We start from the raw sequence: 13568 nt of genomic DNA on the forward strand, positions 1-13568 counted from the left end.
ACATTATGCGAACAGGTTGGAAAAATAAAAACATACTCCCCGGATTCGGCGTCACCATGGGCTTTACCCTGCTGTACTTGAGCCTCATCGTGCTAATCCCGCTATCTTCGCTCATTTTGAAAACGGCGACGATGCCGTGGGATCGTTTTTGGGAAATCATCACCGACCCGCAGGTTGTCGCTTCGTATAAGCTGACGTTCGGCGCCTCGCTCATCGGAGCTTTAATCAACGCCGTCTCCGGCTTCATTGTAGCCTGGGTGCTAGTGCGATACCGTTTTCCGGGCAAAAGAATTCTGGACGCGCTGGTCGATATGCCCTTCGCACTTCCTACAGCCGTGGCAGGCATCGCTTTAACGAGTCTGTACTCAAGCAAGGGCTGGATCGGGTCCCTCCTGGATCCGTATGGCATCAAAATTGCTTTCACGCCGCTGGGTATCATTATCTCATTAACATTTATCGGGTTGCCTTTCGTCGTGCGGACGGTGCAGCCTGTCATTGAAGAACTCGGGGCTGATACGGAGGAGGCAGCAGCGACTCTCGGAGCCGGACGGCTGCTTACGTTCCGGAAGGTGATCTTGCCGGAACTGCTGCCGGCCCTCTTGACCGGGTTCGCCTTGGCGTTTGCCCGAGCGATCGGCGAATACGGCTCAGTCGTATTCATCGCTGGCAACATCCCGATGGTCACGGAGATTACGCCTCTGCTCATCATGACTAAGCTCGAACAATACGATTACACTGGCGCTACGGCCATTGCCGTCGTTATGCTGGTCGTCTCGTTCCTGCTGCTGTTGCTCATTAACTTCGTGCAGTGGTACGCAAACCGCAAAGTCATCTCAAACTGATCGGGACCCTAAGTAAAAAGGGGAGGAACCGCAACATGGCGGGAGTTGTAACGAATATTAAAGCAGACAGTCGTACGGCAGAACGGCCGAAGCATGTGACCGAAGCCCCTTGGGTGAAGTGGACGCTAATTGGCATAGCGCTTCTGTACATGACTCTTCTGCTGGTACTTCCGTTAATTACTGTTTTTGTGCAGGCATTTAAAAAGGGCCTCGAAGTCTACCTCTCTGCCTTCACTGATGAAGCGGCGAGACACGCCATTACCTTAACGCTCAAAACGGCAGCGATTGCCGTGCCCATGAATATTATTTTTGGCGTGTGCGCCGCATGGACCATCACTAAATTCAAATTCAAGGGCAAGAACGTGCTGATCACACTGATCGATCTGCCCTTCGCTATTTCACCCGTTATTGCAGGCCTCGTTTTTGTGCTGCTATTCGGGGCCAAAGGCTGGTTTGGACCATGGTTGAACGACCATGATATCCAGATTATTTTTGCACTGCCGGGCATCGTACTGGCAACAGCCTTTGTTACCTTCCCGTTCGTAGCGAGGGAGCTAATTCCCGTCATGCAGACACAGGGGGTGCAGGAGGAGGAAGCAGCGGCGACGCTGGGCGCCAAGGGCTGGTACATTTTCTGGAAAGTTACGCTACCGGGCATCAAATGGGGATTGCTGTATGGCATCATCCTGTGCAACGCGCGAGCAATGGGCGAATTCGGTGCGGTGTCGGTCGTATCCGGGCATATCCGCGGGGAAACGAACACGATTCCGATGCACATTCAGATTTTGTATCAGGAATACAAATATGCGGCGTCGTTCGCTTTTTCAACCTTATTGGTCGGACTTGCGCTGGTCACGCTGCTGGCCAAATGGTTCCTGGAGTGGAAACAGGGACAAACGGAGACATAGTACCCGTTATTCCCGGCTTTGAAGTTTTGATAACCGCTCAATGTCTCTTCTAACTTGGTCTTCTGAATTCAGGAAGATAACAATATTAAATATTTTCCTATAAATGCAACTATTTGGGTTTAGCTTCGTCTAACCTTTGATTGGAAAATTTTAGGTATATTTAAAGAGTGGGGATTGCATGATCTTCTTGCTGTAATTCTTTGATTAGTCCTGCAGGGGAGAGAAAAAAATGAAATTAAAAACAACGTTACGAGCAGCGCAATCATACCGGGTTATGATACTAGCCTCTGTTTTAACACTTGGGCTCGGAGCACAAGCCCAGGCGGCGTTCGAGAATAAATCGGAGGCCGCTGAAGCTCCGCCTGTTGCCATTACCGTGCACGACCGCCACAGAATTGCTTACAATTCAGAAGGGACGTTTTGGTACTGGGAACCAACAGCAGATCTTAGGGAACCAAAGATTATGCAAGGCTTGGGTGATTTTACTGCAGTAACCGCCGGTCCGAATACGAATAACCTAATTTTGAGGAAGGACGGGACTGTATGGGAATGGGGTAGAAAGTACATCTATACTGATGGCAATAATGGAAGATCGGAATTCCCAGCTCCGAAACAAATTAAGGGGCTTTCTGATATCTCCAAAGTCTCGGTCCTTCACAGTGTAGATGCAGCTCTTGATAAGGATGGCTCCGTATGGGTATGGATTACTCAGCCTGAAAGCAGCGATCCCGTAAAACTTGAAAATATAACAAAGGCTAAAGATATTGGTATTGCCAACGATGGAGTGCTAATTCTTAAGGAGGATGGCACGGTATGGAATTGGGTCCCGTACAGCAGCACTGGAGTTCCGCTACAAAGCTACAACGCTTATAAAATCAATGAACTGGACAATATCGCCGCATTATCGTCTGGTAATTCCCTACATACTTTTGCTATTAAGAAGGATGGGACCGTTTGGGGATGGGGGGATAACGGGGATGGTGCACTTGGACTTCCATCTTCCATTCACAATTCGTATCACCCCGTCCTCATCGATAGCTTAACCGATGTTGAATCCATTAGTACTGGATTATATACGACTGCAATTGTTAAAAGGGACGGAACCGTTTGGGTAGTCGGACTTACAATTGGAGATCCGTCCGTCACCTATTCATTTACACCAAAAATAGTTGATGGACTTGAGAATGTAGCCTCAGTGACATTAGGTGACGAATATGCGCTAGCCTTGACGAGAGACGGCAAACTTTGGTCATGGGGAAATATTAACGGGGGCTACGATTACTCTGAGAAGCCGATCCCTGTGTTATTACCGAATAAAGATGGCAGCAAGGGTCAACGACAGCCGACTAAGCCCGAACCTGCTCAGCCAATATCCACACCACAGAAAACATATAACAACCAAAATATCGGTATTAAACTTAACGGTACATACCTGAATATCAACCCTAAAGCGATGATTGTTGACGAGAACACATTCATCCCGCTACGCGGCGTTATTGAAGCCATAGGAGGGAAAATCACTTGGCTGAATGAAACACAGTCGATTACCATCGATAAAGGAAATGCTTCAGTAAATCTAAAAATCGGAAGCAAAGAAGCCCTTGTTAATGGTAGCTCTGTCACATTAGCTGTCGCTCCATTCATCTCAGATGCAGGTTACACCTATGTACCGCTTCGATTCGTTAGTGACACATTAGGAGCTAAGGTTAATTGGGATGCAGAAAACTGGTCTGCGATTTTAAATGTTGAGTAATGTACTACAGTCACTGCTGAAGGCGGCGAAGGAAAATAACTGGAAAATCTCCCGCTAAATTGCTCGAAAGATGACCTTGCAGGGAAAATAGAAGGAAAAACTCCCGTTAATCTGACCAGATTCAGTGGATTCTCACGAAATCGGTGCAAATAGAGGGAGTTTTTCCAGCTAAATGGATCTGACAAGCTTCTGCAGTCAAAATAGAGGAAATTTTTCCCTTTCAAGGAAACAAAAAAAGACCGCACTCTCTACGAAATGTAGAAAATGCGATCTTTTATTTATTGCCTTTGCTTCAAAACAACGTGCTTATTCCAGATAGAATGCTCTGTAGATGAACACGGCTGCTTCTGCTCTTGTTGAATTCGCAAGAGGGTTTAGCTTGTTTTGATCATCGCCTTTTACTAATCCTTTTTGTACAAGTGCTGCAAGATCAGCTGTGGCGTAGTTCGAGATTAGAGATTTGTCAGCATATGAATTTAGTTGTGACAATGCACCTGCCGCTTTCAATTGATCTAATGCTCTCAGAGCTCTCGCTGTAATAACGAACATATCTTGTCTTGAAATGTTCTCATTAGGATTGAATGAACCCTTCTCGTCACCTGTAATAATGCCAAGCTCCTTCGCAATCCCCACACCGTTATGGTAGTAATCTGTAGATTTAACATCTGGGAAGTTTGATTTGAACTCCGCACTTAAACCTAAAGCTCTGACTAATAACAAGGTGAAGTCTGCTCTTGTAATGTTATTTGATGGTGCATAAGTTGTAGCTGAAGTACCGTTAATGATGCCTCTCGCTGCTAATACTTCGATTTCATTTTTAGCCCATGCAAAGTTGCCTAAATCAGCGAATGTTTTGTGATCGTAAGCAACAGCATATTGACTAAAGTGATTCGTAGTAAATGTTAATAGCTTCGTCACTGAATCATATTTACTGCTTGCCATTGGGGTTGCTTTGCCGTTGCCGTCAATGTACCATGCAATAATGAATTGATCATTTGCAAGCTCAGCTGCTGTTGCATCATAAGCAATGGATACAGTAACTGAAGCTTTATCATTGCTCCAACCAATCGACTTTCCATCAATTGATAGATCGATATTGAATACTGGGCGGTCACCAATCGTTGCACGTAGATCGGCTGGTAGTTCTGATGAATCGACTTGGTTAGTTTTTAATGAAACTTGATGTGCATTACCTAATTGCGCATCAGTTAACATGTTGCCAGGAATCCCTACAGTAATCCCGGACATTTGGAAAGAAATTTCTGCATTTGCATTCCCTGATGATTTAAATATATCAGTCGGAATAGAAATTTCAACTTTCTTCGATCCATTTGTTTCTGCCCTTAAATCAATGTTATACCTTTTCTTACTATTACTGTTTGCTGGCAGATTAGCTAAAACATTATTCAACGCTTGATTTACCGTTACATTCGTTACACCAGTAGCATTATTCGTCTCTACTTTGTGAGTAACTGGATCTGTACTTGTACCTGTACTTGTACCTGTACCTGTACCTGTACCTGGATCTGTTCCTGTATCTGTACCTGTTCCTGGATCCGTTCCTGTTCCTGGATCTGTTCCTGGATCTTCACCACCATTGTCTGTCCCAACCACTGCTGCCTTAAAGGTGCTGATGGCTGCTCTCAATGCATCTACAGCCGCATCCACTTGGTCTTGAGATTGATTGGCTGCATCCAACACGATTGCATCAGCTTGAGCTATCGCACTTCCTAATGCTTCTCTAGCATCTTTCGGTGCTTGCCCCGCTGCGTTTCCTTCTGGATGATCCGTTAAAAGTTTGTTCGCGTCAACTATTGCCGCAATTAATGCCGTAACATCTGCTGGATCTGCTGGATCTACTGGCACCACTGCTGCCTTAAAGGTGCTGATGGCTGCTCTCAATGCATCTACAGCCGCATCCACTTGGTCTTGAGATCGATTGGCTGCATCCAACACGATTGCCCTGGCTTGAGCTATCGCACTTCCTAATGCTTCTCTAGCATCTTTCGGTGCTTGCCCCGCTGCGTTTCCTTCTGGATGATCCGTTAGAAGTTTGTTCGCGTCAAGTATTGCTTCATTTAATGCCGTAACATCAGCAGGAGTTTGATTAACTTCCAATGACACAATTTTGATGCTATCGATGACTATTGTTGCGCTACTATCAGTACGCAGTTGAATGAATGAACTAGCTGTACCTATGACATTATCACCAGCATTAGGTTCGATAATAATTGTAGTTCCAGCAATTGTACTTGGTTTCGCCTCATACACTTTGGATTTACTACCGTGCACAGAGTTTGCTGCACTTGTACCATTATTATCAACATATACTTGGAACAATCCAGCATCAGATCCGCTAGAAACTTCAATCATAATCTGGTAAGGCTTACTTAGGTCGAATGCTCCCCCAGGTGTAAACGTTGGTGTAGTTGCTATGGAACTCAAAGCACCTATCGCAATTCTTCCACCTTTGACTAGGCTCAACAAGCCATCTTCAGCTGTTACATTTCCGCCTGTCTTGATATACATTGGACTCGTATCGTTACCAGGCAATGATTTATACCCAGGTGTAAATAGGTTACTTGAAGTTGCCCCAGTAAAATCATCATAGAATATGACGTCTAGATCATTTCCTGGCTCGCCATCACCTGGATCTGTTCCTGGAATACCTGCCTTTACATTTCTATATTGTATTGGTTTTATGCCTCCATTCGATGTTTCCCCTCTAAAGAAAGTTATGTCTTTCGCTGTTGGATCATACAAAGGTGCGCCTGCAAGATAAAGCTGGCCGTTTATATACACATCAACCAACTTGGCATCCATATCCACTACAATTCTGACGTTATACCAAACGTTGTGGCCCAATACGAGCAAATGATTCGTATTCGTCTCGCCGCTCCCGTTTTTAACCGAGTAGTATAAGTTTCCGCTTTGGCTGTCTACACTAAGACTTACTGCAACCTTCCCGTCAGAATCGAGTAATCGGATCGGTTTGGAATTCTCCGGCGGAGCCTCTTTAAAATCGATATCGAAAACAAATTTACCTAGGAAGGGCGACTTGGTAGTGCTTTTGGTCAAATCCTTCGTTACTACCGTCGCTAAATTACTGTTCGAATCCTTTAGGAATAGAGACATCGAGCCTTTATTAGAACCGTCCACATCTCCACTTAAAAATTTAACAAAATTCACGCCAACAGAGGAGCCGGGTGTGCCCGTTACACTTTCGACATATCCGTATTCTTCAATAGGCGTATCTTCCGTTACACGATCAAATTGATCATTTACAACCCAGTTAACACTAGGAACGATGATGGCCGCAACGGCTGTATCTTCAATTGCCGCCGATTTAGCGCTCATTCCAAAATAATTGACCGCTTGAACCGTAAAGGAATAGGTTGTGCCTACATCAAGGCCGCTAAAAAGATAGGTTGGGTCTTTAATATTAGGGATTACAGTTAACTGATTTGTTGCTTTATTGGTTATAGCTACAGAATAGCTTTCCGCATTTGGCACTTCACTCCATACCACTTTAAATGACCGGTCAAGCCTTTGAAGCGTAGGCTTTGAAGGTACTGCGGGTATGGCAGCTTTCATAGTTTCTAGATTGCTTTCTATACTTACAGCTTTATCACTAAATGCAGTTACCGAAGCATAATACGTAGCACCCAGCTCAACCGATCCTACCGGAAGGGTGACAGAAGGCACATTTGTACTCTTTTCAGTAAAAGGTCCAGCAGGAGATGTTGCATATTTGACCATATAATGGGTTGCACCTTGTACACGATCCCATTCCAGGTCAATACCGCCTGTCTTAAACGTATTTTTAATATTCGAAGGCGTCTCCAATGTAGAAATAGTAAATACGGGCTTCTTCTCCACACCTGCTAATTTTTCAATATCTGCTTTTGCATGATCCGCATTATCAAGTGTATAGGTGTAATTCGGAATCGTTTCTGGATAAAAGCTCCAGCTATAGGGTAGTCCTCTATTCGGTACGTTAGCTGCATCCTCATAAGTTGCGTCTAACAATTCGTCATATTGCCCGCCGGTTCCCACGATTTTATTCGTATTTGTTACCTTCATCAATCCTAATGGATCATTGGATAATAAATTGTTAAGGCCCTTATCTAATGGACTTCGTGAATACATCGCAACAATCGGCACATTTTCAAAATAATTTCCTTCTAATAGCACTTGAGCTTCAGAAGTACTTGCCGCAGCGTAATTAATAATGTCGGAGTAGTAATTATTATAAACATGTACTTTACCGAATCTGACTCTAGGATGTCTCTCCTGTGTACCTTCAAACCAGTTATGGTGTATGGTAACACTGAGCTTTCCTCTGTCTGAACTAGTTGCACTCCAGCCTGACCCAATTAACATCGTTTTCTCATGTTTCGAGTATCGATTCCACGCCATGGTAACAAGGTCGGAGGCCGATTTAATATCTGTCAAACCATCCTTGGCGTTGGAAAAGTCATTGTGCTCGAAATAAATATTTTTGGAGCTTTGTATATCTACTGCTTTCGTAAGAAGGGCATTTTTCATAGTTAGGTTTCTAACAATGACATTGCTGCTAGCTTTAAAAACAAAACCGTAACCGTCAATTACCGCATCATTGCCTAAACCTACAATCGATACATTATGCACATCTTGAAGAGTAATATCAGCGGAACCTTTGAGCAAGCCTTTCACATAAATGGTTAGGTAAGGAGACTTGGCAAGGGTGTTGGTTGTATCTTTACGTGCGTCAATCTTCGCTTTCAACTCTGCGTATGTGGTCACTAGAACATAATCCGTTCCAGGGTCCCCTCCTGTTGTACCAGCACCCGTTGCAGCCCAGCCATCAGCCGGATTGTATGCATTTGTTTTTTGGGATACCTCATGTGAGAAATCACTTTCAATGCTGCCATTCTTGGCTTTGATCTTAAAGAAATAGGTTTGATTGCCCTTTAATTTCTCACCATTCGAAAAGTGAACCTCAAAAACCGTACTTTTCACATCCGCCTCAGCCAGCACATATGAACCTCCAGCCGAATCGGCCTTGTAGATGTCATAGGCTTGGGCGTCAGCAACACGTTCCCACGCAAGGGTTACGCTGTTAAAACCCGGGGCTGCCTGAATAGCTGCGGGAGGATCCAAACTCAAATCTGACTCTGGGAATGTGAACGTTACACTTGGTCCATGCCCGGTCCATTTTCCAAAGGTCACCTGATTCCGCGGAAGTTCGGTATTTTTTGTACCGGTAAAGCCTGTGGAGCCGCCAAGTCCGCCTGCTCCGGACGCGTATTTCAGAATCTCGCTTCCCGCTTCCACCGAGATCGTATAAGGAGTATTAGGAAGAAGTCCGGCAGTGGAAAGCACATAAGTATGTTGACCCGGTTTAACGGTTGGTTTCGCGTTTGCTTGAACGGCTCCACCGTCCACCGGCACGCCGTTAATCAAGATGCGGTAACCGGCAAATCGTGCGGTATCGCCATTGGAATAATCCGTTACGTCTTTTTCGTCCCATGTGAGGGTCATATCTTCCCCGATCCACCTGCCGCCACTGACGGAAAGCTTGCTGCCGGGAGCCCACGTCGGAATCTGCATTAAGGTGCCGGGAACGGTGGTAATCGTAATCGGACCCGCCACTGGGCCTTCCTGTCCAACCCAATTGACGGCTTTCATCGTAACATCATAGGTCACGCCATCATCCAGCCCCCACAGTGAATAACCTGTCCGGCTGGAGTTGTCAAAATAGGCTTTGAATGTACGGGTAGCATATTTTGGATCTTGCGGTTTTGCCGTTAGTTCGTAATAATGCACGCCGTAGACAGCATCGGTTACGGCATTCCAAGAGAAATCCTGCCAGGAAATGCCCGTAATGTTTGCAGCTTTAACTTTAAAATTCGGCGATGCTGTCGAGACTGTGGATGCACCAAACGTTGCATCATTCGTAGTTACCGACGCCTCCAGCAGTCCGCCAAAGGAAGCGTTCGCACCAGTCGTCTCCGGTCGGACCGCAATTTTGTAGCTGGTTTTTGGGCGCAGCGCGATTTTCGTGGATTCCGACACCGATCCCGATCTCATTACAATGTCTTTTTGCTGATAGCCATGACCATCCAGCATATCAACCAACACGGCGTACTGCGTCGCATTATCGATAGCGGGCCAGTCTAAAGTGACATTATAAGTATTGGCCGTCACGGTGAGTGCGCCACTCCCATTCAGCGCATCCGGCTTACGGTTTGTGGTCCCAACGCAATTCTCGATCGTGACGTTCTTGCTGTTGGTGGTGGTAATGGCTTTTTGAAGACCTGTAATGTTGCGGAACGTAACATCCGACATGCCGTTTATCGCAATGTTACCACCATTTGCTCCTGGAGTTAGGATCTTGATATCCTCAAACGTGAAATTGCGCAGCACCGGGCTTAAGGCATAGGCGGAGCTGCCGGGTGCCGCTGTGTTAATCAGCGGTATATTAGAGTTTGACACCGTCATATTGCGTACCAGCACGTTTTCGAACGTCAACGGCAGGTCGCTTTCCGGGCCGAAGGCCGTGCTGGCGTTACCGTCGCTGTAGGATGTGTCAATCACAATCGTGCTGTTGCCACCGCTCGAATAATTGACCGCATTGTCGCGCACGACAATATTGCGGATACCGCCGCCGGTCGTCGCGCCGGATTTCATACGCAAGACGCCATTACTTCCGGTTTCGCTCGTATTATATACATTCTCTTCCGCAACCAGATCACCGATCCAGCCGCCGGTATGGCTGCCCATCGCCAACAGGCCGCCATGGCCGTTTCGAATAAAGTTATTGAAAACACGACCCTCTCCGCTTGCCACTTTGTCAGTCAAATTGCGTACGACCGTACCCTGACCGGCTGCAAAGTTGATGACGTCGTCACCGGTATCCCAAAAGCTGTTCATGACCTTAAGATCAAGGCAGTCGCCAAACTCGACACCGTCGCCGTTGTTGGCGTCGAACATCATCGTAACAATGCCGTTCACAGTAATCTGCTCGGACTGATAGTTGACGATTCCGTGGAAGGCGGGATTATAGAAGGTCAGTCCCTCGTAATACAGGCCATGCACACCGCGCGCTACCGTCAGGTTAGGACGGGCATTGTAGAATTGCGATGCAGCGGCATTCGGGGTTTGATCCTGACGCGACTGCCACATCGCATCAGCCGCGAGGATGCCTCTCACAGCGGTGGAATCAGTTGCGCTATTATTATCAACAGTGGTGTTGCTGCCTCCCTGGTAGTTCGGCAATCTCCAACCATTTCCGGAAGGATCTGCGAACCCGGGAGATGGGTCCATCGCCGTTTTGGTTTGTAAGCCATCTCCAACATTCTTCCATCCGTTTCCATCTACAGCGCCCTTGCCGACGATGCGGATGTTCTCCAAGGAGCCAGTGTCCCAGGATACCGCATTCAACAGGCCATATGTCCGGATATCCTGTGAATACGGATAGACCAGAAGGCTGCGCGGATAGTGGTCAAAGACAGGAGAGCCGAGCAGTACAGCCCCTTCTTCAATTTCGAGGGTCATATTGCTGTGCAGAAACAATGAGCCGCTTGTATAATACCAAGGCTCAGCATTGTTTCCGCTTCCCTTCAATACAACCTTGCCGCCCACAGGGGTAGCGTCGATCGCAGCCTGAATCGCCGCGGTGTTGTCTTCGATTTTTTTTATAACTGTTGCATTATTGTTTGCGCGCCGAATTTTATAGTCGGCATTGACGCCAGAAGTAGAGGTAATATAGGTTGCGCCACGATCGGCGGCGTCTATGACGATAGGTGTAGACGCCGTTGAAAAGTTAAGCGTCGCACTAAAAGATGACGTTGTCTTGTCGGCGTAAACGGCCCGTACCTTAAATTCATAATTCGTCTTGGGTGCTAAGCCGGTCGCCGTAAAGGAAAGGATACTGATCCGATGATGCTGCGTACTCAATTTCTCGTAAAATGTGTCCATATACGTATTGACATAGGAATAATTCTTTTTAAAATTATCGCTTGCAAGACCGAGACTGTTTCCATCCCGGAATACCTCATAGTCCACGATTTTTACTGCACTTCCATAATAATCGTCCGGCTTTTCCCAGGTAAGTACAATTTTTGATTCATCAAATGCTAATGCAGGCACGGATAAGTTTTGCGGCGCCCCGGAATTGCTGCCCGCCGCTTGAACAGGCATTGCCGGAAATAAACCAACCAGCAGAGCCAGTGAGAGCAACAAGCTGCAAATGATATTAGCTTTCTTCTTCATTTTCGTTTCCTCCTGCTGTTAAAATTGTTCCTGTACTGCGGGAAAGATTGTATCATTTCCCCACATTCCCCTCTCATATTTATTTAGATTGCTACTATATACAGTTACTATTAAAACGCTTTCAGAGTATAACAGGAATAATCATTAGCTCACATTTTTGTGGTAAAGCCTGTATTTCCGGGCAATTTGTTCGGAATATAAGATAAGGACACCTTTGGTTACGGATGAAAAAGCGGTCGCTTGTTCGCTGAGTTCGCGATCTTAATGCGTGGGCAAACCTATACAAAAGAAAAAAGCACCCTTACGAGTGCTTCTTTCTTTGTATGGAGGTGAACCGTGGTGGGTCAAATCGACAATTAGCACAACCACCCATTGCCGTCGGATTCACCATCAAAGGCGCTGGCAAGGTATTTAAAGCTTTGAGAACGCCGTGAATAAAATTCAACATGAAGGTGCATTATATGAACGCATTTATGGAAATACCAAAAATTTCTGCGTTTTCCAAAAGAAAAATCCTATCATTTCAACCGCCTGTAATCGTACAATACCCCACCGCGATTCAGAACACGGATGAACTAACAGAGATTATTCTATGAAGAGGTGCTTTTATGACACAGCCAATGGACTCAAGAGTTTCTAGTAGAAATTATCCCTTAATAACGGCTATTTTATGTTGGGCGGGGATGGTCGTGATGTCAAGTCTTTACGTTACGATTCCGCTGGTGTCATTATTCTCGGATATCTTTGGTGTATCCTCTACGCAAGCTGCGTCCGCGGGAAGCATTTTTTCTTTAGGATTTGCTATAGGATGTCTGATTTATGGCGCATTGTCTGACAAATACGGTCGTAAGAGAGTTATTTTTATTGGACTGGTTGCATTAACTGTTATTTCTTTACTGCTTGGTCTTGTTGACAGCTTCCCTTTAATAATAGTGCTTCGTGGATTGCAGGGTGCTGCGGCGGCGACTTTTTCTCCAGTTGCTCTGGCTTATACGGTACAAATGTTTCCACCGGAAAAACGGGTGACTACAATCGGGTTTATCAGCACAGGATTTATGGTTGCTGGAATCGTAGGTCAGGTCGTCAGCGGTCTCGTCAGTGAGCACTACGGATGGAATGCGATCTTTTATTTACTTGCTATCGTCTATGCGATTACCGCATTTCTCGTGTTGTCGATGCTGCCTAAGGAAGATACCACTCAGGCGCCTTCCAGCATTTTGGAACCGATCAGGAACATGGGCAAAGTATTTGCCCAGAAAAACTTGGTGTTTTCTTACTTGATATCATTGGTATTGCTAATGTCCTTTGTGAACATGTCTTCTGTTCTGGGAACGTATTTAAGCAATTCAACGTTTGGACTAAGCAAACAAGAGATTCTATACGTACGCTCATTTGGCATATTGGGCATGTTGGTTTCTCCATTTGCAGGACGGCTTGCTCGGGGTTTTGGTGCACTAACCCTATTGCGAGGCAGTTTGATCTTGGCTGTACTTGGTCTTGCCTCAATAGGATTCATATCTAATCTGCCGTTACTAATAATTATGATGCTTGTCTTTATAGTAGGGATTGCAATTACAGTTCCTTCGCTCGTTGGACTTGTTGGACAAATGGCTGGAAAAATGGCTGGCATAGCGGTATCTGTAAATACATTTATTCTATTCGCAGGAACGAGCTTCGGTCCCATCATGTCTGTTCAATTCATGAAGACAGGCAGTTTCTCACTGACCTTTATTTTACTGGCACTCGTGTTGTGTGTCGGATTGCTTGCTGCATTTTTGATCCGCATAAAAAGCCTAACGTAGGATGATC

The 13568-nt window shown here is 45.8% G+C and carries 5 protein-coding genes; 4 read left to right on the forward strand and 1 reads right to left on the reverse strand.

Annotation, left to right across the window (positions count from 1 at the left end):
* The first annotated feature begins 5 nt into the window (after nt 1-5).
* From cysT to GC097_RS18205, 3 genes are all read left to right on the forward strand, one after another.
* The gene (gene cysT, locus GC097_RS18195; protein WP_171684723.1) at nt 6-842 is read left to right on the forward strand and encodes a sulfate ABC transporter permease subunit CysT; all 837 of its coding nucleotides are present in this window, start codon (nt 6-8) and stop codon (nt 840-842) included.
* 35 nt (nt 843-877) lie between these two features.
* Entirely contained in the window at nt 878-1750 is an 873-nt protein-coding gene (gene cysW, locus GC097_RS18200) for a sulfate ABC transporter permease subunit CysW (protein WP_171684724.1), read from the forward strand.
* Between the two features lie 229 nt (nt 1751-1979).
* On the forward strand, nt 1980-3503 hold the full coding sequence (locus GC097_RS18205; protein ID WP_171684726.1) for a stalk domain-containing protein: 1524 nt from the start codon (nt 1980-1982) through the stop codon (nt 3501-3503).
* A gap of 306 nt (nt 3504-3809) precedes the next feature.
* On the opposite strand, the gene GC097_RS18210 is transcribed toward GC097_RS18205, so the two are convergent.
* Nucleotides 3810-11759 carry a pectate lyase family protein gene (locus GC097_RS18210; protein WP_171684727.1) on the reverse strand — a complete coding sequence of 2650 codons (7950 nt, stop codon included), beginning with the start codon at nt 11757-11759 and terminating at the stop codon, nt 3810-3812.
* Nucleotides 11760-12367: 608 nt separating this feature from the next.
* Between GC097_RS18210 and GC097_RS18215 the strand changes: the two genes are divergently transcribed.
* A complete protein-coding gene (locus GC097_RS18215) occupies nt 12368-13561 on the forward strand; it encodes an MFS transporter (protein ID WP_246294322.1) in 1194 nt (397 codons plus the stop codon).
* Nucleotides 13562-13568 lie beyond the last annotated feature (7 nt).

It is taken from the genome of Paenibacillus planticolens, from assembly GCF_013141725.1.
Taxonomy (GTDB): domain Bacteria; phylum Bacillota; class Bacilli; order Paenibacillales; family NBRC-103111; genus Paenibacillus_E; species Paenibacillus_E planticolens.